General features: G+C 70.2%; 27 protein-coding genes and 1 riboswitch. Of the genes, 20 read left to right on the top strand and 7 right to left on the bottom strand.

Annotated features, from left to right (window positions below; translation table 11 throughout):
- Window positions 1-32: 32 nt before the first annotated feature.
- Both ABI385_RS02915 and ABI385_RS02910 read right to left on the bottom strand, forming a co-directional pair.
- Window positions 33-449 (bottom strand): DUF1801 domain-containing protein, encoded by a 417-nt coding sequence (locus ABI385_RS02915; RefSeq protein ID WP_348102233.1) that lies wholly within the window; start codon window positions 447-449, stop codon window positions 33-35.
- A gap of 7 nt (window positions 450-456) precedes the next feature.
- Window positions 457-1,014, bottom strand: a complete 558-nt coding sequence (locus tag ABI385_RS02910; RefSeq protein ID WP_348102232.1) for a dihydrofolate reductase family protein — start codon at window positions 1,012-1,014, stop codon at window positions 457-459.
- A 23-nt stretch (window positions 1,015-1,037) separates the two neighbouring features.
- Between ABI385_RS02910 and ABI385_RS02905 the strand changes: the two genes are divergently transcribed.
- The 9 genes from ABI385_RS02905 (at window position 1,038) to ABI385_RS02865 (ending at window position 7,811) form a co-directional block, all read left to right on the top strand.
- The gene (locus ABI385_RS02905) at window positions 1,038-1,406 is read left to right on the top strand and encodes a helix-turn-helix domain-containing protein (protein WP_348102231.1); all 369 of its coding nucleotides are present in this window, start codon (window positions 1,038-1,040) and stop codon (window positions 1,404-1,406) included.
- A gap of 54 nt (window positions 1,407-1,460) precedes the next feature.
- Complete coding sequence (gene def / locus ABI385_RS02900; RefSeq protein WP_348102230.1) at window positions 1,461-2,006, top strand: peptide deformylase; 546 nt, start codon at window positions 1,461-1,463, stop codon at window positions 2,004-2,006.
- Entirely contained in the window at window positions 2,006-2,944 is a 939-nt protein-coding gene (gene fmt / locus ABI385_RS02895) for a methionyl-tRNA formyltransferase (RefSeq protein WP_348102229.1), read from the top strand. The genes def and fmt overlap by 1 nt, the downstream gene beginning before the upstream one ends.
- Window positions 2,937-4,403, top strand: coding sequence for a transcription antitermination factor NusB (locus tag ABI385_RS02890; RefSeq protein WP_348102228.1), 1,467 nt, complete (start codon window positions 2,937-2,939; stop codon window positions 4,401-4,403). The genes fmt and ABI385_RS02890 overlap by 8 nt, the downstream gene beginning before the upstream one ends.
- A gap of 13 nt (window positions 4,404-4,416) precedes the next feature.
- Window positions 4,417-5,085: a ribulose-phosphate 3-epimerase gene (rpe, locus tag ABI385_RS02885; RefSeq protein ID WP_348102227.1), complete on the top strand. Its 669-nt coding sequence runs from the start codon at window positions 4,417-4,419 to the stop codon at window positions 5,083-5,085.
- A gap of 61 nt (window positions 5,086-5,146) precedes the next feature.
- Window positions 5,147-5,277, top strand: a riboswitch (FMN riboswitch).
- 206 nt (window positions 5,278-5,483) lie between these two features.
- Window positions 5,484-6,197, top strand: a complete 714-nt coding sequence (pnuC, locus tag ABI385_RS02880; protein ID WP_348102226.1) for a nicotinamide riboside transporter PnuC — start codon at window positions 5,484-5,486, stop codon at window positions 6,195-6,197.
- Window positions 6,198-6,229: 32 nt separating this feature from the next.
- Window positions 6,230-6,493 carry a phosphoribosyl-ATP diphosphatase gene (locus ABI385_RS02875; protein WP_348102225.1) on the top strand — a complete coding sequence of 88 codons (264 nt, stop codon included), beginning with the start codon at window positions 6,230-6,232 and terminating at the stop codon, window positions 6,491-6,493.
- 11 nt (window positions 6,494-6,504) lie between these two features.
- Entirely contained in the window at window positions 6,505-7,350 is an 846-nt protein-coding gene (hisG, locus tag ABI385_RS02870) for an ATP phosphoribosyltransferase (protein ID WP_348102224.1), read from the top strand.
- Between the two features lie 2 nt (window positions 7,351-7,352).
- Entirely contained in the window at window positions 7,353-7,811 is a 459-nt protein-coding gene (locus tag ABI385_RS02865; RefSeq protein WP_348102223.1) for a PH domain-containing protein, read from the top strand.
- A 161-nt stretch (window positions 7,812-7,972) separates the two neighbouring features.
- Here ABI385_RS02865 and ABI385_RS02860 read toward each other — a convergent pair whose 3' ends face one another.
- The 4 genes from ABI385_RS02860 to ABI385_RS02845 all read right to left on the bottom strand — a co-directional run bounded on the left by ABI385_RS02860 (window position 7,973) and on the right by ABI385_RS02845 (window position 11,187).
- A complete protein-coding gene (locus tag ABI385_RS02860) occupies window positions 7,973-8,596 on the bottom strand; it encodes a hypothetical protein (protein ID WP_348102222.1) in 624 nt (207 codons plus the stop codon).
- Window positions 8,593-9,315, bottom strand: a complete 723-nt coding sequence (locus tag ABI385_RS02855) for an SGNH/GDSL hydrolase family protein (RefSeq protein WP_348102221.1) — start codon at window positions 9,313-9,315, stop codon at window positions 8,593-8,595. Before ABI385_RS02855 ends, ABI385_RS02860 begins: the two co-directional genes overlap by 4 nt.
- Window positions 9,316-9,318: 3 nt before the next feature.
- Window positions 9,319-10,452, bottom strand: a complete 1,134-nt coding sequence (locus tag ABI385_RS02850) for an MFS transporter (protein WP_348102220.1) — start codon at window positions 10,450-10,452, stop codon at window positions 9,319-9,321.
- Window positions 10,453-10,611: 159 nt separating this feature from the next.
- The gene (locus ABI385_RS02845; protein WP_348102219.1) at window positions 10,612-11,187 is read right to left on the bottom strand and encodes a hypothetical protein; all 576 of its coding nucleotides are present in this window, start codon (window positions 11,185-11,187) and stop codon (window positions 10,612-10,614) included.
- Window positions 11,188-11,248: 61 nt separating this feature from the next.
- Between ABI385_RS02845 and hisF the strand changes: the two genes are divergently transcribed.
- Window positions 11,249-12,022, top strand: a complete 774-nt coding sequence (gene hisF, locus ABI385_RS02840) for an imidazole glycerol phosphate synthase subunit HisF (RefSeq protein ID WP_348102218.1) — start codon at window positions 11,249-11,251, stop codon at window positions 12,020-12,022.
- A gap of 34 nt (window positions 12,023-12,056) precedes the next feature.
- On the opposite strand, the gene ABI385_RS02835 is transcribed toward hisF, so the two are convergent.
- On the bottom strand, window positions 12,057-12,698 hold the full coding sequence (locus ABI385_RS02835) for a TIGR03085 family metal-binding protein (RefSeq protein ID WP_348102217.1): 642 nt from the start codon (window positions 12,696-12,698) through the stop codon (window positions 12,057-12,059).
- A gap of 58 nt (window positions 12,699-12,756) precedes the next feature.
- On the opposite strand from ABI385_RS02835, the gene ABI385_RS02830 reads away from it, so the two are divergent.
- The 10 genes from ABI385_RS02830 (at window position 12,757) to ABI385_RS02785 (ending at window position 22,305) form a co-directional block, all read left to right on the top strand.
- Window positions 12,757-13,257 carry a GNAT family N-acetyltransferase gene (locus ABI385_RS02830; RefSeq protein WP_348102216.1) on the top strand — a complete coding sequence of 167 codons (501 nt, stop codon included), beginning with the start codon at window positions 12,757-12,759 and terminating at the stop codon, window positions 13,255-13,257.
- Between the two features lie 62 nt (window positions 13,258-13,319).
- Window positions 13,320-15,179, top strand: a complete 1,860-nt coding sequence (locus ABI385_RS02825) for an ABC transporter ATP-binding protein (protein ID WP_348102215.1) — start codon at window positions 13,320-13,322, stop codon at window positions 15,177-15,179.
- Window positions 15,176-16,984 (top strand): ABC transporter ATP-binding protein, encoded by a 1,809-nt coding sequence (locus tag ABI385_RS02820; RefSeq protein WP_348102214.1) that lies wholly within the window; start codon window positions 15,176-15,178, stop codon window positions 16,982-16,984. Before ABI385_RS02825 ends, ABI385_RS02820 begins: the two co-directional genes overlap by 4 nt.
- A gap of 109 nt (window positions 16,985-17,093) precedes the next feature.
- Window positions 17,094-17,483, top strand: coding sequence for a phosphoribosyl-AMP cyclohydrolase (hisI, locus tag ABI385_RS02815; protein WP_348102213.1), 390 nt, complete (start codon window positions 17,094-17,096; stop codon window positions 17,481-17,483).
- Window positions 17,476-19,029, top strand: coding sequence for an anthranilate synthase component I (locus ABI385_RS02810; RefSeq protein WP_348102212.1), 1,554 nt, complete (start codon window positions 17,476-17,478; stop codon window positions 19,027-19,029). The genes hisI and ABI385_RS02810 overlap by 8 nt, the downstream gene beginning before the upstream one ends.
- Window positions 19,030-19,037: 8 nt before the next feature.
- Entirely contained in the window at window positions 19,038-19,745 is a 708-nt protein-coding gene (locus ABI385_RS02805; protein WP_348102211.1) for a Trp biosynthesis-associated membrane protein, read from the top strand.
- A gap of 57 nt (window positions 19,746-19,802) precedes the next feature.
- Complete coding sequence (locus tag ABI385_RS02800) at window positions 19,803-20,105, top strand: HGxxPAAW family protein (RefSeq protein ID WP_348102210.1); 303 nt, start codon at window positions 19,803-19,805, stop codon at window positions 20,103-20,105.
- A 661-nt stretch (window positions 20,106-20,766) separates the two neighbouring features.
- Complete coding sequence (locus ABI385_RS02795; protein ID WP_348102209.1) at window positions 20,767-21,039, top strand: DUF4282 domain-containing protein; 273 nt, start codon at window positions 20,767-20,769, stop codon at window positions 21,037-21,039.
- Between the two features lie 48 nt (window positions 21,040-21,087).
- The gene (locus ABI385_RS02790) at window positions 21,088-21,831 is read left to right on the top strand and encodes an RDD family protein (RefSeq protein ID WP_348102208.1); all 744 of its coding nucleotides are present in this window, start codon (window positions 21,088-21,090) and stop codon (window positions 21,829-21,831) included.
- Between the two features lie 24 nt (window positions 21,832-21,855).
- Window positions 21,856-22,305, top strand: coding sequence for a DUF2752 domain-containing protein (locus ABI385_RS02785; protein ID WP_348102207.1), 450 nt, complete (start codon window positions 21,856-21,858; stop codon window positions 22,303-22,305).
- Window positions 22,306-22,322 lie beyond the last annotated feature (17 nt).

The raw sequence follows: 22,322 nt of genomic DNA, 5'->3' as shown, positions 1-22,322 counted from the left end.
CGCCGACTCCCTGCTCGACCGGCTTGACCGAGCTAGGGCGAACCGGCGCCTTCCCCCTTGAGCTTGCGCCACCCTCCGGCCCGGTTGTTCGCAACGATCAGGGCGAACATCGCCGACAGCGCCGGCGCGTTGACCTCCTCGCCCTCGCGGAAACCCACGGTGCGGGCGGTCTGGTTGTCGTGGCCCGCCGTGATGATGCCCTCGGGGTCCGGGACGATCGCGCCGTCGTAGAGGAACACGTTCACATGGTCCCGTGCCGCGAGGAACGCGCAGATGTTGCCCTGCAGGACGAAGTAGGGCTGCACGCTTCGCTTGATCGTCTCCTCGACCTCGGGGTCGACCGCGTGGACGAGGTCGCGCACCTCCTGCAGCACGTCCCGCTGCCACTGCGGCAACGGCTCGAGGTAGGCGTCGACCCGCGGATCCTTCTCGTATGCCGGGGTGCTCACGGGGTGCTCACGGCATCTCGGGTCGGTAGCGCAGCAGCACGACGCCGGACCGGAACGACCGGCATTCCGTCAGCCGCAGACGCGGGACGTTGTCGGCATCGCCGAACAGCCGCTGACCACGGCCGAGGACGATGGGATAGGTGAACAGCCGGTACTCGTCCACCAGGCCCGCTGCGATGAGCGCGGGCACCAGGGTCAGGCTCCCCGTCGTGACGATGTCGCCGCCGTCGCCCTGCTTTAGGGACCGCACGTCGTCGAGCCCGCGCAGCACGGTCGTCGGCTCCCAGCCCGGGTCCTCGAGCGTCGAGGAGACGACGTACTTGTGCACCCGGTTGAGGTAGTCGGTGTTGCCCGTCTCGTCGTCGGTCTGTGCCGGCCAGAACTCGCGCATCGCCTCGAACGTCGCTCTCCCGGTGAGGAACGCGTCGGCGCCGCGCCGGTGTTCGTCAATCGCCTCGACGAGGTCTGCCGTGTCCTCGGTGGCGTCCATCGGCCCGAACCAGTCACCGGCCGCGTCGATGACACCGTCGAGGGTGATGTTCTCCGTCACGACGAGGTCTTTCATGCAGCCACCGTAGGACATCCCCCGTGGCCCGCGAGCTCGACATCACCCGGGCCAACGCCTCCTACCACCTGCGTCTCCTGCTCGACGCCGGTATGGCGAAGTCGTCGATGCTGCGCGACCTCGGCGAAGGCTGGACCGAGTTCGTCTCGCGGACCTGGCTCTGGGTCGTTGTCGTGGTCTTTGGTCTGCTGAACGCCGTCTGGTCGGGCGTCATCGGGGTACTCGGGCCGCTCATCGCCACCCGGGTCGCCGTGATGGCATACCGCTCTTCATGCTCGAGGTTGCCCCGCCACGCTGGGTATGCCGTGCTCGCGCTCGCGACGCTGGCCTCCCGGTCCGTCCGCAACCTGGAGCGGCCCACAGTGCACGAACCCGAAGACGAGCGTGCCTAGACTTGGCTGCCCGCCTGTGCCCCCTGCGCCACCACGAGAGAGCTCCTGAACCCTGTGTCGATCAAGGACATCCGCCTGTTCGGTGACCCGATTCTGCGTACCGCGGCTGCCCCCGTCGTCGACTTCGACCGCGAGCTGCGCCAGCTGGTCGCGGACCTGACCGACACGATGGTTGACGCACCTGGGGCCGGTCTGGCCGCACCCCAGATCGGCGTCGGGCTGCGCGTCTTCACCTGGCATGTCGACGGCGTCCTCGGACATCTCGTCAACCCTCGGCTCACGCTGTCGACCGACTGCCAGGACGGGCCGGAAGGCTGTCTGTCCTTTCCCGGGCTGACCTATGACACGCCGCGCGCGCTCAGCGTCGTCGCTGCCGGGTTCGACATGTTCGGAGAGCCGGTCACCATCGAGGGCTTCGACCTGCTGGCCCGCGCCATCCAGCACGAGACCGACCACCTCGACGGGATCCTGTTCGTCGACCGGATGGACCCCGCCCAGCGCAAGCTGGCCATGAAGGCGGTCCGCGAGGCCGAGTGGGCTGGCGGCAGCGTCCCGACCGTGCGGCTGAGCCCGCACTCGACCTTCGGCCGGGGGATGTAGTGCGGCTGGTCTTCGCCGGCACGCCGTCGGCGGCATTGCCTAGTCTGGAGGCTCTCGTCTCGTCCTCCCACGAGGTCGTCGGCGTCGTCACCCGCCCGGATGCGCTTGCGGGACGGGGACGTTCGCTCGTCCCCTCGCCGGTGCGCGTGCGCGCCGCGCAGCTCGGTATGCCGGTGCTGACCCCGCGCAGCCCTCGCGACCCCGAGTTCCAGGACCAGCTGCGCGCGCTCGCTCCGGACGTGTGCCCAGTCGTGGCCTACGGAGCCCTGATCCCGCGATCCGCCCTCGACATCCCCGTGCACGGCTGGGTCAACCTGCACTTCTCCTTGCTGCCCGCCTGGCGCGGTGCTGCCCCGGTGCAGCACGCGGTGATGGCCGGGGACGACGTCACCGGTGCCTCGACGTTCGTCATCGAGGAGGGCCTCGACACGGGGCCGGTTCTCGGGACGATGACCGAGACCATCCGGCCCGCAGACACGAGTGGCGACTTGCTGGAGCGTCTGGCCGTCGCCGGCGCCGGCCTGCTCGTCGCCACGATGGACGGACTCGCCTCGGGCGACCTGGTCGCCAAAACCCAACCGCTGGAGGGGATCTCGCTTGCACCCAAGATCTCGGTCGAGGACGCGCGCATCCTCTGGAACCGCCCCGCGCACGTGGTCGACCGGCAGGTGCGGGGTTGCACACCCAACCCCGGTGCGTGGACCACCTTCCGGGGAGAGCGGGTCAAGGTCCTCCCCGTGGCACCCGCGCCGGTCCCGGGCCTGCTCGACCTGCCCCCCGGCACGCTGAGCGTCTCGAAGAACGCCGTCGACGTCGCGACAGCCGGTGGCGTCGTCCGGCTCGGCACCGTCCACGCGCACGGCAAGAAGGCCATGCCTGCCGCCGACTGGGCCCGCGGTAGCCGGGTCGAGCCAGGGGAGCGGTTCGCCGATGCCTGACCGCCGCAAGCCGGGTGACCGGTCCCGCCAGCGCCCCGCTGAACGGGCCCGTCGCACCGATGCACCGAGACTCGCGGCGTACACCGTCATGCGTGCGGTCTCCGACGGCGCCTACGCTAATCTCGAGCTACCAAAGGTATTGCGCGACAAAGGGATCGACGGGCGTGACGCGGCCTTCGCCACCGAGCTGGTCTACGGCGCGACTCGGATGCGCGGACTCTACGACCGGGTGATCGCCGTCGCTGCGCGTCGCGACGTCGACTCGATCGATGCCAACGTCCTCGACACGCTGCGCCTCGGCACCCATCAGCTGCTCGCTATGCGGGTCCCCACCCACGCCGCGGTCGACGAGACGGTGGCGCTGGCCCGGCAGGTCAACGGCATCGGGGCATCCGGTTTCGTCAACGCGGTGATGCGTCGGGTCAGCGAACGCGGCCGCGACGCCTGGCTGGACGAGGTCGCTCCGCCAGGCGGCGACACGGTGGCCACGCTGGCGGTCCGGACCTCGCACCCCGAGTGGGTCGTGCGCGCATTGCGTGCGGCGCTGATCGGCCACGGGACCGCATCGGCCGAGACCGTCGAGGACGAGCTGACCGGGCTGCTGGAAGCGGACAACACCCCCGCGCTGGTGACCCTGGTGGCCCGTCCCGGGCTGGCCTCGGTGGACGAGCTGCTCGGGGACGGAGTGGTCCCGGCCCGCTATGCGCGGACCGGCGCCATCCTCGACCAGGGCGACCCCGGGGCGTTCCGCGCCGTCCGCGAGGGTCGGGCGGCGGTGCAGGACGAGGGTTCTCAGCTCGTGGCCCTGGCGCTGGCCGCCGCACCGGCGCAGTCCGTTCCCGGCCGACTGGAGCGGTGGCTAGACCTTTGTGCCGGGCCGGGGGGCAAGGCGGGCCTGTTGGCGGCGTTGGCGATCCAACAGGACGCCGATCTGGTCGCCAACGAGGTGAGCCACCACCGTGCGAACCTCGTGCGCTCGACACTCTCCGCTGCCGTGAGAGCCGGCCGTCCCGGACAGGTGGTGGTCCGGGAGGGCGACGGACGTGTCATCGGCGCGGACGAGCCCGAGGCATACGACCGTGTGCTCGTCGACGCTCCCTGCACCGGCCTGGGCGCTCTGCGTCGGCGTCCGGAGGCCCGCTGGAGACGACAGCCGTCAGACGTCCCGGCGCTCGCGGGTCTGCAGCGCGACCTGTTGGCGAGCGCGATCGGCGCGACTCGCGGCGGCGGCGTGGTGGTCTACGCGACCTGCAGCCCGCACCTGAACGAGACCCGGTTCGTCGTCACCGACGTGGTCAAGCGCCGCTCCGACGTCGAGCTGCTCGATGCCCGCGAGCTGTTCGTCGACCCCTCTGGCACGCCGATCGACGGCATCGGCGACGGGCCGTTCGTCCAGCTGTGGCCGCACCGGCACGACACCGATGGCATGTTCGTCGCCCTGCTTCGCAAGTCCGGCTGAATAGGCTGACCAGATGCAGATCTCGCCGAGCATCCTGTCCGCGGACTTTGCGAACCTCGAGGCCGACCTCCTCGCGATCCGTAGCGCCGACTGGGCGCACGTCGATGTGATGGACAACCATTTCGTGCCCAACCTCACCCTGGGCCTGCCTGTGGTCGAGGCGCTGGTCAAGGTGAGCCCGGTCCCGGTCGACTGCCACCTGATGATCGACGACCCCGACCGTTGGGCACCGGGTTATGCCGAGGCCGGGGCGCAGTTGGTGACGTTCCATGTAGAGGCGGCGGCCGACCCCCGCGGGTTGGCGCGGACGCTGCGTGCGGCGGGGGCGCGGGCCGGCCTCGCGGTCAAGCCGGGGACTCCGTGGGCGCCCTACGAGGACCTGCTTCCCGACCTCGACATGGTGCTGGTGATGACGGTCGAGCCGGGCTTCGGTGGGCAGTCGTTCATGGCCGACCAGCTGCCGAAGGTACGCGCGGTGAGGGAGTCGGTCCGCCGGTTCGGCGGAGAGGTGTGGGTGCAGGTGGACGGTGGAGTGAGCGCCCAGACCATCGAGCAGTGCGCCGAGGCGGGGGCGGACGTGTTCGTCGCCGGGTCGGCGGTCTACGGCGCCGACGACGTCGGTGAGGCCATCGCCGAGCTGCGCGCGCTGGTCAAAGATCCGGGCGGTCACACCCACTCCTGACCTGCCCCTCGCGTGGGCCGGGTCACGTACCCCGACGCGCGCCTGCGTGTCATACTTTCGCTGACGTGCTCCGGGGTCGGTGCAACTCCGAACCGGCGGTGACAGTCCGCGACCCGACCGCATCCAGCGGCCGGTTGATCTGGTGGAACTCCAGGACCGACGGTGAAAGTCCGGATGGTAGGCAGCACGTTGAAGGACCGACAGGTCGGCCAGGAGGCCCGCCTGTCCGCCCTTTCGGCGTCCGCGTCGGCGAGTTCAGGTATGTGTGCGGCTCCCCAGCAGGGGCGCGACGCATACGCGCTGGCCGTCGCCACGGACCCCCGTCACTCCCGGAGCTCGCCGCCCCAGTACCCGCAAACCCCTGGCTGAGCACGAGGGACGACGAAGGAGCACCACCCATGGACCTGTTGCGTTGGTTGTACGAGGCCAGCATCCCCGTCGGGGGCTACGAGCTGCACTGGCTCGAGCTCATCGGCGTCCTGTTCGGCCTGGGCTCCGCCATCGGCGGGCTGGTCCGTCGTAACTGGGCGTGGCCGGTCGGCATCGTCGGCAACGTCCTGTTGTTCTTCGTCTACATCACGGTGACGTTCGACCAGGCGGACCAGCGGGCGCCGCTGTTCGGGCAGTCCGGCCGGCAGATCTTCTTCATCATCACCAGCATCTACGGCTGGTACCGCTGGCGTCAGGTGCAGCAGCTCGGCGGCCGGGACTCGTCCGCGCCCGCGATCGTCCCGCGCTGGGCGACCAACCGCGAGCGGCTGAGCGTCGCTGTCGTCTGGCTGGTCGGCCTCGTCATCGTGCAGCAGGTGTTCGCGACCATCGGCGCCGGCTTCGAGGCACCGCGCTGGTATTACTGGTGCGACGCGTGGATCTTCATCGGCTCGATGCTGGCCACCTATGCGATGGCGCGCGGGTGGAACGAGTTCTGGCTGCTGTGGATTGCCGTCGACGTCGTCGGCGTCCCACTGCTGGTCCACTCCGGCTACATCCCGACTGCGGTCCTCTACGGCGTCTACTCAGTGTTCGTGATCTACGGCTTCCTGGTCTGGATCCGCGCGAGCCGCACCGAGACGCCCACGCCCGAACCGGAGGCCGTGCACGCCACCACCTGAGCAGAGTAGGCCAGCCCCTAGGCTGGATGGTCGTGAAGACGTTCGAGCAGCTGTACGCCGAGCTGGGCGAGAAGGCGGCGACCCGACCCGAGGGTTCGGGGACGGTCGCCGCCCTCGACGCCGGCGTGCACGCGATCGGCAAGAAGATCGTCGAGGAGGCGGCCGAGGTGTGGATGGCCGCCGAGTACGAGGACGACGAGCGCACTGCGCAGGAGATCAGCCAGCTGCTCTACCACCTGCAGGTCCTGATGCACGCCAAGGGTCTCACGCTCACCGACGTCTACACCCACCTGTAGGAAGCCAGCCGATGCTTCGAGTTGCCGTTCCCAACAAGGGTTCCCTGTCCGAGTCCGCGGTCGACATGCTCCGTGAGGCGGGATATGCGACCCGTCGCGACACCAAGGAGCTCGTCGTCCCGGATCCCGACAACGACGTCGAGTTCTTCTACCTGCGCCCTCGGGACATCGCGATCTACGTCGGCTCCGGCACCGTCGACGCAGGCGTCACCGGTCGCGACCTGCTGCTCGACAGCACGAGCAGCGCCACCGAGGTAATGCCGCTGGGGTTCGGTCGGTCGACGTTCCGGTATGCCGGTCGCCCCGGTGAGGTGTCGAAGGTCGCTGACGTCGAGGGGCGCCGGGTGGCGACCAGCTACCCCGGCCTGGTGGAGAAGGACCTGGCCGAGCACGGTGTGCGCGCCTCGGTCGTGCGGCTGGACGGCGCCGTCGAGACGGCGATCACGCTCGGCGTCGCCGACGTCATCGCCGACGTCGTCGAGACCGGCGCGACGTTGCGCAGCCAGGGCCTCGCGGTTTTCGGGGAGCCGATCCTGCGCAGCGAGGCCGTCCTGGTGCGACGCGACGCGCAGGAGAACGACGCGGCGTTCGAGGTCCTGCGCCGCCGCCTGCTGGGTGTGGTCACGGCCCGGACCTACGTGATGATGGACTACGACGTGCCCGCGGAGCTCGTCGAGCGGGCCTGCGCCATCACCCCGGGCCTCGAGTCTCCGACGGTCTCGCACCTGCAGGACCCTTCGTGGTGCGCGGTGCGCTCGATGGTTCCCCGGCCGACGACCAACCGGGTGATGGACGAGCTCTATGACCTCGGTGCCCGCGCCATCCTCGTCACCGACATCGCGGCTTGTCGACTCTGACGATGTCGACCACCGAGCAGCTGCGACCGTTCCAGAGCCGACGCGGCCGCGCTGTCGCCACCGTGATGGGCGTGCTCTCGCTCGTGGTCTTCTGCGGGCTGGCGGTGCTGTTGCCGTACGACGCCGGGTTGATGACGTTCCAGGGCGGCGACCGGGTTCTGGTCGCCGGGATCGGGGCGCTGCTGGCCGGGGTGTGCTGGCGTTATGCGACCATCCGCGCGGTTCCCGGTCCGCAGGGGCTGCTCGTGCGCAACCTGGTCAGCAGTCGGCGCATCCCCTGGACCGAGGTGGTCACCGTGGAGTTCGGAGACGGGGCTCCTTGGGTGACGCTCGAGCTGGACGACACCGACACGGTCGCCGTCATGGCGATCCAGCGGGCCGACGGACCGTCGTCGATGACGGAGGCCACCCGGTTGGCTGGGCTGGTGCGCGATCTCGGAGCGCTCCCGGGGCACCCCTGACCGGACTCACATCTTCCATCACCGGACTCACGATCTGCCCGGTTTCCGCGGCCGCGCGACCCGGAAAACCCGCGAAGACGTGAGTTCGGTCGGGAGGGTGGGTGTTCGGTGGAGGGTGGGAGCTCGGAGGAGCCGGGTCAGGGGTCGGTCGCTGCGAAGGCTCACAGCGTCTCGATGGTCGTGACCACCGTCGTGACCGACGGCGTCCTGGGCGTCGACGAGAACCCGAACCGGCACGGCGGGTCGACGGGAGCCAACCGGCCGAGGTCAACGCCGTCCAAGGCCCCGGCAGCGCCGAGAACGTGGTGCATGTCGGTCGCGCCGTACCACTCGCGGCGGCCCTCTCTGGCCGTGCCCCGAGTCCGGACACCGTCGACGAGCAGGCCGGCCAGCGGGTCGACGAGGGTCGCCCAGGTGGTGCTCGTGGCCAACGGGCGAGGCACCGTATGCAGCAGCCAGCCGAGCGGGGTCCGCGTGCCGACGTCGATGGCAAGCGACAACGACGGGCTCGTCACGGACCAGCCGGTGTCGGACTCGACGAGCGTGACCGGCTCGATCCGCACCTCGTCGAAGACGTAGGTCGACTCGATGACGCCGCGGACGGCGTCGTCAGGGGCGAGCAGCACGCGATGTCCATCGGGCCGCTCGAGCATGACGTCAGCGAAACGACCCAGCGGCGTCGACGCCCAGCTGCCCACCACGAGCCGGGTCCCGGAGGTGGTGCCCACGCCGGCGATCCGGCCCGCATAGCGCTGCCGCCTCGCTGCACCTCCGGCGGGCGTCATGGGCGAGCCTGCGGCAGGCCGGCCCGCTTCATGGCGCGCTGCATGACGTCGGCCATCGCGGCGTACCCGACGTCGTTGGGGTGGAACGTGTCCGCCGCGAGCATGCCTCGCCACGACCGCGGCCCTTCGGCGCGCATGTCGGCGACGACGACCTGACCGGCCCGGCCTCTGGCGGCAACGAGATCGCTCACCCGGTTCGCCTCCCGGGTCGGGTTGGGCAGGTTCGAGACGACGGCGTGCCGTGGGAGCCGGTCGAGCAGCGCCTCGAACCGGTCGCCCAGCCCACGGCTCCACCGCGGCGAGACGATGTCGTTCGAGCCGGCGATGCAGGTCACAAGGGCTGGCGCGCCCTCTGCCTCGGTGAGCGCGTCGAGCGCCCGGATCTGGTGCTCGAGCACCTCCGCGACGCGCGCGCCGCTGACCGACAGGTTGACGACGCGGTGCTCCCACCCGTCAGCGCGGAGGCGGTCGCTCAGCTGCCCGACCCAGCCCCGATCGTAGTCCGAGGCGCCGATGCCCTGGGTCATCGAGTCGCCGAGGGCCACCCAGAGCGGACCCGAGCGCTGCAGGGCCGCGACGTTGGCCTGGGCCCAGCGTTCGGCATAAGGCTGCGTCTGCTCCTGGACGCGGCGCACTCCCGGCAGCACCGTGCCGAGCAGCTGGATGACCCGGCCCGGCGGTCGTGGGCTGAGGTTGGAGTAGTCGAAGTCGTGGATCACCGCTCAGGCCACCGTGCGCATTGCGGGCCGGAGCGCCGCGACGACGACGAGCTGGGGCACCATCAGAAGGGCGAGGACCAGCCACACGCCATGGAACCCGCCGGTCCGGTCGAGGATGACACCCATGACGACCGGCCCGAACGAGGCGATGCCGTATCCCACGAGGAACCCCATCGCGCTCAACCCACCGCTTGCCTGAGGGGTCGAGGCGAACCGGACCAGCAGCACCAGCGCCACGGCGAACGCCCCACCCTGCCCCAGCCCGACGAGGACGGCCCACAGCCATGGCGCGCTGGCGGGCGCAAGGAGCAGCCCGAGCAGCCCCGACGTGGCCAGACCGGTGACCGGCACGAGCAGGAACCGCAGGTCGCTCACCCGGTCGCTGACCACCGGCATGACCAGCCCGGCGACGATCTGGACGGCACTGAACAGCGACAGGAGATAGCCGGCGTGCTCGCGGTCCCAGCCCAGGCGCACGAACGACGGTGCCAGCCAGGCGAGCGTCGAGTAGAACGCCCATGACTGGGTGACGAGGTACGCCGCGATCAGCCAGGCCGTCGGGTGTCGCCACGGCAGCCGGGTATGCGCGGACCCGGACGTCACGTCGTCGCGGTGCCGAAGGACCGCACGCGTCAACGGTGTCCACGCGACGAGGCCGACCAGCCCGACGACCGCCCAGCTGGCCAGCGAGCGCTCCCAGGACCCGAGAACGCCAGCCAGCGGTGCCGACAGGGCCGCCGAGGCGGTCGCGCCGAGCATCATCGCCAGCATGTAGACGCCGGTCGCGAGCCCGACCCGTTCCGCTGGGAACAGGGTCTTGACCAGTCGCGGCAGCAGCGTCCCCGCCACCGCGATCCCCACCCCCGCGACCAGCGTCGCGGCATACAGGACGACGACGTTCGCACCCCGCCACCGCAAAGCCGAGCCGAACGTCATCATGATGACCGCAGCGAAAACCGTTGGGACAGAACCCCATCGACTGCTCGCCCAATGGGCGACAGGGGCGAAGAGGCCCATGCACAGCACGGGGAGCGTGGTGAGGACGCCGACGCCCGCGGAAGACAGGTGCAGGTCGTTCGTGATCAACCCGACCAGCGGCGGGACCCCGGCCAGCGCGAGACGGAGGTTCGCCGCCACGGCCACCAGGCCGACCGCCAGAACCCAGGTGGGCGGCAGCCATGAGGGGGCTCGACCTGCAGGTGCCGGGACGGCATTCGCTGACGGTCGGGGAACGGCGCTGGTCATGGTTCGGCCAGTCTCACACGCACGGCTCCGCACGACTCACCGGTGCGGCGGTCAAGTTGCGGACAACGGGACGCTCGTGTCGATGACGACGTCGGCGCGGTCCCGGGTCCGGTCCGCGGCAAACAACGCCACCTCCTGGCGCGCCCACCGTTCCCAGTTAGGCCGGTATGCCTCGCCGTCGCGGGCGATCCCGCGCTCGAACCGGACGTCGCGCGGCGCCTCCACCCAGACCCGCACCGAGGCATAGGTGCCCGCCGTTCCAACGCTGGACCCCACCCCCTCCAGAACCAGCAGCGACACCATCGGCACCTCCGCGGTGCCGCCCCAGCGGTCGCGCATCCAGTCCCACCGCCGGTATGCCGCGCGCTCCCCCCGCGCGAGCGGCTCGAGGACCTGGCTGGTCACGAGCGGCACAGCGTCGGCGAGGCCGTCCCAGCCGGGATAGATCGCGTCCAGGTGAACCACAGGGACATGGAGGGCGGCCGCGAGCCGCCGGGAGAGTGTCGTCTTGCCGGCTGCGCTGGGACCGTCCACCGCGACCACCGTCACGGCGCCGCAACGAGGTTCGGCGGAAGCGGCGAGCCGCAGGACCTCCGCGAGCCCGGTATCGGCGTCGACGGCGTCCATCTGCGGAGGGTAACGCCGCGTCTGCCGACGGCTCAGCAGGCGGCTCGGTAGCGTGACGCCCATGAGCGTCGCGACCCGGGTCATCGCCTGCCTCGACGTCGACGCCGGCCGGGTGGTCAAGGGCGTCAACTTCGAGAACCTGCGCGACGCAGGAGACCCGGTCGAGCTGGCAAAGGTCTACGACGCGCAGGGAGTCGACGAGCTGACCTTCCTCGACGTGACCGCCAGCAGCGGAGACCGGCAGACCACCTATGAGATCGTCACCCGCACCGCGGAGCAGGTGTTCATCCCGCTCACGGTCGGTGGTGGGGTGCGCTCCGTTGCTGACGTCGACCGGTTGCTTCGGGCGGGCGCCGACAAGGTCGGCGTCAACACTGCGGCGATCGCGCGTCCGGAGCTGATCTCCGAGATCTCCGACCGGTTCGGGGGACAGGTGTTAGTGCTGTCCGCCGACGTGCGTCGACGTGTGGGTGACGACGGACGGCGGACCGACGACTTCGTCATGACGACCCACGGCGGGCGTACTCCCGTCGACCTCGACGCCGTCGAGTGGTGCGCGCGCGCCGCAGCGCTCGGGGCGGGGGAGATCCTGCTCAACTCGATGGACGCCGACGGCACCAAGGAGGGCTTCGACCTCGAGCTTATCGAACGCGTCCGGGACGCCGTGCACGTTCCGATCATTGCGAGCGGGGGGGCCGGCCGCGCCGAGGACTTCGTCGACGCCGTGCGTGCGGGAGCGGACGCAGTCCTGGCGGCGAGTGTCTTCCACTTCGGCGAGCTCACGGTGGCACAGGTGAAGCACGCGATGCGCGCGGTCGGCATCACGGTCCGTTAGGCGAAGAGGCGCACCGGTCTACCGGCCTGCTGGGTCAGCCCATACCGAGGTGGGCGGCCTCGAGCTCGGCCACCGCGTCACCAGGCCCGTCGAGCTCCACCTCGGCTACCCGGCCCCGCCCCGAGGCGAAGAGCATGAGCTCACCAGGTGTGCCGCGAAGGATGACCGTCCCCGACTCGCCGGGCTTGCTCACGGCCGCCCGGCCGTGTCCCTCGGCGACGAGCACAACCCCGCTGGGGACCTTGCGGAACATCAGCTTGCCGCCCCGCTTGAGGCTGTCCCAGAGGGACCGCTCCAGGCCGACGTCGAGCGCCCGCCGCTCGAAACCCGGTGCGCCGCGCAGCAGGTCCTCGTGGTGGATGAAGAACTCCATGCCGTTCACGGCCTCATCTACGCGTCCGACCCGGGTCGGTGACCACTTCGGCGGGCCGGTGCGGACTCGGTCCACCAAGGTGGGCCAGTCCCCGCTGGCGAGCGCATGCATAGCCGCGTCGAGCCGTCCTTTGAGCGGCGGGACGAACATCCCGAGCGCGAGGTCGGGTCGCGAGTCCCGGATCGCGAGGTGCGCCGCGAGGTCGCGGGCCAGCCAGGGGTCGTCGATAGTCGGGGCGTCGGGGCCGAGGCGCACGAACGAGTCGCAGATCGCGTGGCGTTCCTGCTGCGCGTAGGAGGTCATAGCCTCATCGTGTCAAACCCCGTCGCAGCGAGCCTGCCGAGGCCCACACCCTCACGCCATGTCCCACGGCACGATCACCCTCGTCGGACCCGATATCGCCCGTCAGGCGGAGTTCCTGGCGATGGCCGACGAGTTCGGCGAGGACGTCCCCGAGGGCCTGGTCCCGAGCACGTCCCGCTGGGTTGTGCAGGACGGTCGGCTGGTCGGGTTCGTCGCACTGCGGCACGAGCTGAACGCGTTCCTGTTCGAGGAGGGCGGCTACATCGGGTATGCCGTCCGGCCCACCGCACGGGGCCGCGGGATTGCCACTGCCGCAGCGGCATTGGCTCTGCTGGAGGCGCGCCACCTCGCCATCGAGCGGGTCTTGCTGACCTGTGACGACGCGAACGTGGCTTCCGCAACGGTCATCGAACGCAACGGCGGCGTCCTGGAGGACGTCCGTGGCGGTAAGCGGCGCTACTGGGTGGAGCCCGCCGGGCAGGGCCCGAGGTCCACGCGCCGCGCGCTGCCGGCCCCGGGCATACACCAGCAGGTCTGTCTGTTGGTCGTGAGAGGCTGACCGGTCGTCAGCGTCGACGCCCGCACCACTCGACTCACCACCACCTCCAGGGGGAACCACCGTTGTCGACGCTCGTCCCGGTCCCGACCAACGCCACCCTTCGACGGGGTTTTCGGGTCATCGGACGCGGGATGCGGGAGCAGAAGGCGTGGGTGGGGATCTCGATCCTCGGTAGCACCGTCTACGGGATCATGACGGGCGGCACCGCGTGGGTTATCGGGCGTGTCACGCAGGACACGGTCGCTCCCGCGATTGCCGCGCACCAGGTCAGCGCCTCGCAGCTGACCGGCGCCGGGCTTCTGCTCGCGGCCGTGGTCCTGGTCAACGTCGCCGGGATCGTGGTCCGGCGGATGGCCGCCGGCGTCGCCGTCTACAACCTCGGCGCGACCTACCGGCGACGGGTGACCCGCCAGTACCTCCGCCTGCCGCTCAGCTGGCACCACCGTCACCCGTCGGGGCAGCTGCTGTCCAACGCGAACTCCGACGTCGAGTCGATGTGGAACGTCTTCCAGCCGCTGCCTATGGCGATCGGCGTCATCGTCATGCTCGTCTTCGGGGCGGTCCAGATGTTCATCGTCGACCCGTTCTTGGCGGCGATCGGGATGACGGTCTTCCCGGGTCTCTTCCTGGTCAACCTGGCCTTCCAACGCGTCATGTCCCCGAAGGTGACCCGCGTCCAGCAGCTGCGGGCCGAGGTCTCCGAGGTCGCCCACGAGAGCTTCGAGGCGGCGCTGGTCGTCAAGAGCCTGGGCCGCGAGGACCAGGAGGCCGCCCGGTTCACTGCCGTCACGCACCAGCTGCGCGACTCCAACATCGCCGTGGGCCGCACCAGGGGAGTCTTCGACCCGGCCATCGAGGCGATCCCGACGCTCGGCACGCTCGCCGTCCTCGCGGTCGGGGTCTGGCGCGTCTCGACCGGCCACCTCACGGCTGCCGAGGTCGTCCAGATCGCCTACCTGTTCTCCATCCTCGCCTTCCCGGTGCGCGCGCTCGGCTGGGTGCTGGCCGAGATGCCACGTTCGGTCGTCGGCTGGGACCGGGTGCAGGCCGTGCTGGGGGCGACCGGCTCGATGGAGCACGGCTCCGACTCACTACCCGACCGGGGCGCGAGCCGGCTGCAGGTCGAGAACATCTCGTACGCCTACGAGGTCGACCTCGAGGGTGGCGAGACCGCCCGCAACCCAGCGCTCACCGGCGTCACGCTCGACCTCCCGGCGCGCGGCACGACGGCGCTCGTCGGCCCGACGGGTTCAGGCAAGTCGACGCTGACCAACCTCGTAGTACGCCTCGTCGATCCCGACTCGGGGGCAGTGCTCGTGGATGGGATCGACCTGCGGACGGTGCGCAAGGGCGGCATCTCCGACACCACCGCGCTGGTCGCGCAGCAGACCTTCATGTTCGACGACACGGTGCGTGGCAATGTCACGCTCGGTGTCGACCGCACCGACGACGAGGTGTGGGACGCGTTGCGGGTGGCCCAAGGTCACGGGTTCGTGGCGCACCTCCCCGCCGGGATCGACACGCGGGTGGGAGAGCGAGGCGCCAGCCTGTCCGGAGGCCAGCGCCAGCGGGTCGCCCTGGCGCGAGCGGTCATCCGCCGGCCCCAGCTGCTGGTCCTCGACGACGCGACATCCGCTGTCGACCCTGCTGTCGAGCAGGCCATCCTCGCCGGGCTGCGCGAGGCGAGCTCGGGCACCACCGTCCTCGTCGTCGCCTACCGGATGGCGACCATCACGCTCGCCGACGACGTCGTCTACCTGGAAGAGGGTCGCGTCGTCGACCACGGCACCCATGAACAGCTGCTCGACCGTTGTTCTGGTTACCAGCGACTCGTGACGGCGTACGCCCGCGAGGCCGCCGAGCGGGCCGCCGTCGCCGCCGACGAAGAGGCGATGGCCGAGAGCGTCGGGGCAGAGCGATGAGTATGCGTTCGGCCCCGATCACCGACCACTCCGGCATCGAGTCCGGTCAGGAGCTGAGCACCTGGGCAACCCTCAAGCGCGGCGTCGAGCTGTCGCCGGAGCTGCGTAGGGGTATCGGTGTGACGGTCGTGCTCGCGGTCCTGTCGACGTTGGGCAAGGTGATGATCCCGTTCGTCGTCCAGCGCACCACGGACGAAGGGATCATGGGTTCGAGCGGGCCGGACTCCGGCATCGTGCTGCGCTACGTCATGCTCGCCCTGGTGGGCGTGGCTGTCACCGCAGTCAGCTCCTACCTCGTCAACGTCCGGTTGTTCACCGCGTCCGAGAACGGCCTGTCGACCCTGCGGATCAAGGCGTTCCGCCACATCCACGACCTGTCGATGCTGACCCAGAACACCGAACGCCGCGGCTCGCTCGTCTCCCGCGTCACCTCGGACGTCGACACGATCTCGATGTTCGTCCAGTTCGGCGGCCTGATGCTCATGGTCAACCTCGCCCAGCTGCTGCTGGCGACCGTGCTGATGGTGGTCTACAGCCCACCGCTCGCCGCGGTCGTGTGGATCTGCTTCCTCCCGCTCTTCTTCATAATCCGACGCTTCCAGGGGATCGTCGGTCGTGCCTACACCGCCGTACGCCAACGGGTCGGGGACATGCTCAGCGCGATCTCCGAGGCGGTCGTCGGTGCGGCGACGATCCGCGCATACGGCGTCGAGGAGCGCACTGCCGCCCGCATCGACGACGCCGTCGACCAGCACCGCCGCGCCGCCATCGGAGCCCAGGTCCGTTCCGTGCTCGCCTTCACCAGCGGCCAGCTCGTCTCCGGGCTCACGACGGCCATCGTCATCGTCGTGGGCACCCTGCTCGCCGTGGACGGCCGGCTCACGCTGGGCGAGCTGCTCGCCTTCTTGTTCCTCGTCAACCTGTTCACCACGCCCGTCCAGCAGGCCACCGAGATCCTCAACGAGATGCAGAACGCGGTCGCCGGATGGCGGCGCGTGATCGGGATCATCGACACACACGCTGACGTCGCCGACCCGGCCGCGTCCGGCGTCGACCTGCCCCGGGGACCGATCACGGTCGGGTTCGACGCAGTGAGCTTCTCCTATCCCGGCGGGGACCAGGTGCTCCACGACATCAACCTGCGGATCGCACCGCGCTCGCGGGTCGCCATCGTGGGCGAGACCGGTTCGGGCAAGTCCACGCTCGCGAAGCTGCTGACCCGGCTGATGGACCCGTCCGACGGGGCGGTCACCATCGACGGCGTCGACCTGCGGACCGTCCGGTTCGGGTCGCTACGCAACCGCGTCGTCCTCGTGCCCCAGGAGGGGTTCCTGTTCGACGCGTCGCTGCTGGACAACATCCGGTTCGGCGCTCCCGGGGCGAGCGAGGACGACGTGCTCCTCACCATGACCGAGCTCGGGCTCGACTCCTGGCTGGGGACGCTGCCCCAGGGACTGGCCACCGACGTCGGTCAACGCGGTGAGTCGCTGTCGGCGGGAGAGCGGCAGCTGGTCGCGTTGGCTCGTGCCTACCTCGCCGACCCCGACCTGCTCGTCCTCGACGAAGCCACCTCTGCGGTCGACCCGAGCACGGAGGTCCGGATCCAGCGGGCCCTCGAGGGCCTCACCCGGGGCCGTACCTCGATCGCGATCGCGCACCGGCTCTCCACCGCGCAGGCTGCCGACGAGGTGATCGTCGTCGACGACGGCCGGATCGTCGAACGCGGCCCGCACACCGAGCTCGTCGGGGCGGGCGGGGTCTACTCCCACCTGCACGAGTCGTGGGTGGCCCAGCAGCGCGCCTGAGGCTTCTCGGCTCGAGGGTCCGGCGCAAGCCGTGCTGCCTCGGACCAGCCGGTATGCCGCGACGCGGACTGGCCGAACGGCTGACAACAAGGTTCGGCAGAATGTCAGCGTGCCCGACACGACCGACACCATCACCCTCGACCCCCGGGTCGCCGACCTGCTGACCCGAGACGCCGCGGGACTCGTGGCCGCGGTCGTCCAGCAGCAGGACACCGGCGAGGTGCTGATGGTCGGCTGGATGAACGATGACGCCCTGGCCCGCACGCTGACCACGGGCCGGGTGACGTTCTGGTCACGCAGCCGGCAGGAGCTCTGGCGCAAGGGGGACACGTCCGGGCACGTCCAGTGGGTGCGGTCGGTGTCCCTGGACTGCGACGGTGACGCGCTGCTCGTGCAGGTCGACCAGGTGGGTGCGGCCTGTCACACCGGCGACCGCACCTGCTTCGAGGCGCGTCCGCTCGCCGCGGTTCGCGGCGGTCCGGAGCCGGACCGTGCCTGATGTCGAGGCCGACCTCGGCTGGGGTGGGACCTGGCCCAGCCTGAACTTGTTCTCTGAGCTGGCCCGCACGCGCCGCGTCATCCCGGTCGTCAGACGGCTGCTCGCCGACGGTGAGACGCCACTCGGGCTCTACCGCAAGCTGGCCCGCGGCGAACCGGGGACATTCCTCCTGGAGTCGGCCGAGCACGGCGGCGTCTGGTCGCGGTACTCGATTGTCGGTGCCCGCAGCCACGCCACGTTGACCGAGAAGGACGGAGAGGCGTACTGGATCGGGGAACCTCCGGTCGGCGTCCCCACGAACGGCGACCCTACGGCCGCCCTGCGCGACACCCTCGCAACCCTGGCCACCGCACGCATCGCGGGGCTTCCACCGCTCACCGGTGGCATGGTCGGGTGCATCACCTACGACGCCGTACGCCGGTGGGAGCGGGTCCCCGACGACGGCCGCGACGACTTGGACCTGCCTGAGATCGGCATGCTCTTCGCCACGGACCTAGCGGTCCTCGACCACTCCGACGGCTCGGTGCTGTTGGTGGCCAACGTCGTCAACTTCGACGACACGGACGAGCGCGTCGAGTGGGCCTGGGCCGACGGGGTGGATCGCCTCGACCGGATGACCGAGCAGCTTGCCGAACCGGCCGACAGCACCGTCTCGGTCATCGAGCCGACTCAGCAGCCGCTCACCAGCTCACACACCCAGACCGAGTTCCACGACATGGTCGAACGCAGCAAGGAGGCGATCCGGGCGGGGGAGGCCTTCCAGATCGTTGTCTCGCAACGCTTCTCGATGCCGTGCCCCGCCGAGTCGCTCGACGTCTACCGGGCGCTCCGGGCGTCGAACCCCAGCCCATATATGTACTTTGTCCGCCTCCCGCACCCCGACGGGTCCGCCTACGACATTGTCGGATCCAGTCCGGAGGCACTCGTCAAGGTCACCGGCCGCCGCGTGATCACGCATCCGATCGCCGGGTCGCGACCGCGGGGGAAGACGCCCGAGGACGACGTGTGGCTGGCGGACGAGCTGGCCGCTGACGAGAAGGAACAGGCCGAGCACCTCATGCTCGTCGACCTGTCGCGCAACGACCTGCAGAGGGTCTGCGGCGCGGGCACTGTGGACACCGTGGAGTTCATGACGGTCCGGCGGTACAGCCACATCATGCATCTCGAGTCGACGGTGGTGGGCGAGCTCGAACCCGGGCGGACGGCATACGACGCCCTGGTCGCGACGTTCCCCGCGGGCACCCTCAGCGGGGCGCCGAAACCTCGCGCCATGGCCTTGATCGACCAGTTCGAGCAGCTGCGGCGTGGGGTCTACGGCGGGATAGTCGGCTACCTCGACTTCGCCGGCGACCTCGACACGGCGATCGCGATCCGCACCGCGGTCGTGAAGGACGGCGTCGCGCACATCCAGGCGGGCGCCGGCATCGTCGCCGACTCGGTGCCGCAGCTGGAGTACGAGGAGACGCAGCACAAGGCTGCGGCGGTCGTCCGCGCGGTCCGGGCGGCCAGCGGGATGCGTACGCCCGTCACCCGGGTGCACCGGTGAGGTCGCTGATGACCAAGCGGTCGGTGTCGCTGCTCGTCGCGCTGCCCGCACTGGTGCTGCTCCTCGGCACCAGCCGGACCTGGCTGACCGGTCGCAGCACGGAGCCGCTGCTCGGCGGTGGCAACGTGTCCGCGACAGGTTCGCAGCTCGCTCCGGGCGTCCTCGCTCTTGGTCTGGTATGCCTGGCAGCGCTGGTCGCGATGCTCACCGGCGGCCCGCGGATCCGTCGGACGGCGTCGGTTCTGGCCCTGCTGGCCGCGGGTGGGGCCGTCGCCCTGACCATCGGCACGGTCACCGACCAAGCGGGATCACTCGGCCGGGTCGCCGCGTCCGGGCTCGGTCGCACGGGGCAGGTTGCCACCACGGCGACGGCGACGGGCTGGCTGTGGGTCACCGTCGTCGCCGCTTTCGCTCTGGTGCTCACCGCCGTGCTCGGGGCCGTCGCTGTGGGCAGGTGGGCGGGGCTCTCGGCACGTTTCGAGAGCCCGGCAACCGCGGGCGCCGGAGAGTCTGCTCAGGCAGGTGGAGGGTCAGATGCCGCGGCGGCGGATGCGACGGCAGCCGGACGGGGCACCCGGCGCAGCGCCTGGGACGAGGTTAGCGAGGGTCGGGACCCGACGTTGACCCCAGCCGGAGACGACCACCTCGGTCCTGATCCCGGTGCCGACCTCGACGGGGACTCCCGGGCGACCCACACGATGCAGGACCCGACCTGACGAGACCGACCTGACATGATGAGCGCAGTCACGAGCGTCGCAACCGAGGAGCACTGCATGACCGAGTCCGCTGGGGTCGACCACGAGATGCACGAGGACCACGGCCACAGCACCGCCGCGTGGACCGCCGTCGCTTTCATCATGGCCGGCTCCCTCGTGATGTCCATCGCCGTGGTCTTCCCATCGGTGCTGGGTTTTGTCATCGGGGCGGTCGTGGTCGTCATCGGGATCATCCTGGGCAAGGTGCTGTCGATGGCGGGCTACGGTTCCACGGCAGGCACCCGCGAGGCGTCCCACCGCACGGGCACCGCGTCAGCGGACCTGCCGGGTCGCAACCAGCACGACTCCGGCACCTCGTAGCCTTCAGAGGCTCTTCGGGCGCTCGACCGCCCTTCGACGCCCGTTCGACTCCCGTTCGATGGCCACGGCGATTCCACGGTAGAACCCACCGCGCCAACGTCAAAGGGCTCAAACCTGCCATTGGCAGCCCTTCGACGACTATGTTTCACGGTGTCGCGCACCGTGTGGCGCCGACAGGCATTCAACAGCAGGCAGTAACACGCAGTAACACGCAGGAGCACCGTCGGGGCGCAGGGCTCGGACGGTGGTGTCGTCACAGAGAGGGCGCCCACCCATGACCTTTGGCACCGAACCCCCGCCGTCCTCGGGCGACGACCAGCACGACCCCGACCAGGACAGCCCTGAGACGCGGCCGATCAGCGCTCACGAGCCGGGGCCGACACCGGGTTACGGCGCGCCACCACCCCCGCCCCCCCCGCCTCCACCGGCCGGGTCCATGCCGCAACCGACGCCACCGTCGACGCCACCGTCGACCCCTCCGTCGACCCCACCTCCGGCGTCACCACCGTCGGGCTACGGCCCCTCGTCCCCGGGAAGCTACTCGGCAGCGCCGACCGGGCCGTTTGCGTCCTCGCCCGGCGGGCCTTCCACGCCTCCGCCCACCGGCCAGTCCTTCGGGTCCTCGCTGACCCCACCGACCGCGGACCAGGCCAAAGGCTTCTTGGCGAAGCTTTTCGACCTCTCGTTCAGCTCGTTCGTGACGCCCTCGGTCGTCAAGGTCCTGTACGTCGTCTCGATCGTCCTCGTCGTGATCGGCTGGCTGGGGTACTCCATCGCGGCATTCCGGCTGAACGCCTTCGTCGGACTGCTCGTCCTGGTCATCGTCGGCCCACTTTTTGCGCTGTTCTGGCTGATCCTGCTCCGGGTGACCCTCGAGCTCTACATCGCCGTCATCCGCATCGCGGAGGACGTCCGCACCCTGACCCGGAAGTGACCGGCTGACCGCAGCCGACCCACCCGTCCACCAGAGAAAGGCTCAACCATGTCCTACGGCACCCCGCCGCCGCCTCCGTCCGAGGACGACCGGTCGGACCCGACCTCGGAGCCGCAGACGCCCAGCGACGCTCCGTCGCCGCCGTCCTACGGCCAGGCACCGCCGCCTCCTCCGCCGTCCGACTACGGCCAGGCGGCGCCCCCGCCGCCTCCACCACCGGCCGACTACGGTCAGTCACCGCCTCCGCCGTCCGGTTACGGCCAGGCCCCGCCGCCGGCATACAACGACCCGAACCAGCCCTATGGCGGGGCGGCACCGGCGTACACCGGGCCTTACGAGCAGGCACCGGCCAGCTCGGTCGGCACCTTGGCCCAGTGGCCGCAGCGCGCCCTGGGATGGCTCATCGACTTCGTGGTCCTCTACATCCCGGGTTATATCCTGTATTTCATCGGACTCCCCAAGGCGGACCCCGTCACCGGGCTGCCAGGCAGTTTCGGGGTGGCGTACTACCTCGGCGCCCTCTACATCCTCGCCGTGGCGATCTACAACCGTTGGTACAGGGGCGGCACAACCGGCCAGACGATCGGTCGCGGAGTCGCCGGAGTCAAGGTGGTCCGTGAGTCCGACGGGCAGGTCCTCGGCATGGGGATGGCGTTCGTGCGAGACCTCGCGCACATCGTCGACAGCATCATCTGCTATGTCGGGTGGCTCTTCCCCCTCTGGGACAGCAAGCGCCAGACGATCGCCGACAAGATCATGAGCACGGTATCGGTCACCGTCCCGAAGGGCTGACGGCACAGCTGCGGCCCCAGGACCATGACCGACCTCGCAGCGCCCGGAACCGCGACCAGCTCGCGGGTCCGGGCGCTGCGTGCGCCGGCCGCCGGACTCATCACAGTCGGACTCGCGGCGGGCTGGCTGCATCGCACCGACGGATCTGCCGTGCTGCCTGGGAACCTCCTGTCCTGCCCATTGCACGCCACCACCGGCCTCTGGTGCCCGTTCTGCGGTGGGCTGCGATGCGTGGGGGCACTGACCCGAGGTGACCTGTCCGCGGCCCTGTCCTTCAACGTCGTCGTCGTCGCCCTGCTACCGGTGTTGGCGGTCTGGTGGTGCCTGGCCACCCGAGCCGCGTGGGAGGGTCGTCATGACGGCGCCGCACGGGTCACGAACCGGTTCTGGCTAGGTCTGGGCCTGGTCCTGGCCGTGTTCACCGTGTGGCGCAACCTGCCGCAGCTGGCCGGCGGAGCGTGGCTGGCACCGTAGCCCCGGGCACGTAGCCT

Origin of the sequence: Lapillicoccus sp. (genome assembly GCF_039935575.1) — a bacterium.
In the GTDB taxonomy this organism is placed as follows: Bacteria; Actinomycetota; Actinomycetes; order Actinomycetales; family Dermatophilaceae; genus Lapillicoccus.
Note: the sequence above shows the minus strand (reverse complement) of the source record. Positions and strands in the feature narration are given on the sequence as shown.

What these genes read in the sequence shown, in the direction of transcription:
- ABI385_RS02805 (WP_348102211.1), top strand. Translation starts at nt 19,038, where the DNA reads ATGACCAAGCGGTCGGTGTCGCTGCTCGTCGCGCTGCCCGCACTGGTG.
- ABI385_RS02790 (WP_348102208.1), top strand. Translation starts at nt 21,088, where the DNA reads ATGTCCTACGGCACCCCGCCGCCGCCTCCGTCCGAGGACGACCGGTCG.
- ABI385_RS02800 (WP_348102210.1), top strand. Translation starts at nt 19,803, where the DNA reads ATGACCGAGTCCGCTGGGGTCGACCACGAGATGCACGAGGACCACGGC.
- hisF (WP_348102218.1), top strand. Translation starts at nt 11,249, where the DNA reads ATGAGCGTCGCGACCCGGGTCATCGCCTGCCTCGACGTCGACGCCGGC.
- pnuC (WP_348102226.1), top strand. Translation starts at nt 5,484, where the DNA reads ATGGACCTGTTGCGTTGGTTGTACGAGGCCAGCATCCCCGTCGGGGGC.
- rpe (WP_348102227.1), top strand. Translation starts at nt 4,417, where the DNA reads ATGCAGATCTCGCCGAGCATCCTGTCCGCGGACTTTGCGAACCTCGAG.
- ABI385_RS02910 (WP_348102232.1), bottom strand. Translation starts at nt 1,014, where the DNA reads ATGAAAGACCTCGTCGTGACGGAGAACATCACCCTCGACGGTGTCATC.
- ABI385_RS02890 (WP_348102228.1), top strand. Translation starts at nt 2,937, where the DNA reads ATGCCTGACCGCCGCAAGCCGGGTGACCGGTCCCGCCAGCGCCCCGCT.
- ABI385_RS02865 (WP_348102223.1), top strand. Translation starts at nt 7,353, where the DNA reads ATGTCGACCACCGAGCAGCTGCGACCGTTCCAGAGCCGACGCGGCCGC.
- hisG (WP_348102224.1), top strand. Translation starts at nt 6,505, where the DNA reads ATGCTTCGAGTTGCCGTTCCCAACAAGGGTTCCCTGTCCGAGTCCGCG.
- ABI385_RS02860 (WP_348102222.1), bottom strand. Translation starts at nt 8,596, where the DNA reads ATGACGCCCGCCGGAGGTGCAGCGAGGCGGCAGCGCTATGCGGGCCGG.
- ABI385_RS02835 (WP_348102217.1), bottom strand. Translation starts at nt 12,698, where the DNA reads ATGACCTCCTACGCGCAGCAGGAACGCCACGCGATCTGCGACTCGTTC.
- ABI385_RS02830 (WP_348102216.1), top strand. Translation starts at nt 12,757, where the DNA reads ATGTCCCACGGCACGATCACCCTCGTCGGACCCGATATCGCCCGTCAG.
- ABI385_RS02820 (WP_348102214.1), top strand. Translation starts at nt 15,176, where the DNA reads ATGAGTATGCGTTCGGCCCCGATCACCGACCACTCCGGCATCGAGTCC.
- ABI385_RS02785 (WP_348102207.1), top strand. Translation starts at nt 21,856, where the DNA reads ATGACCGACCTCGCAGCGCCCGGAACCGCGACCAGCTCGCGGGTCCGG.
- ABI385_RS02845 (WP_348102219.1), bottom strand. Translation starts at nt 11,187, where the DNA reads ATGGACGCCGTCGACGCCGATACCGGGCTCGCGGAGGTCCTGCGGCTC.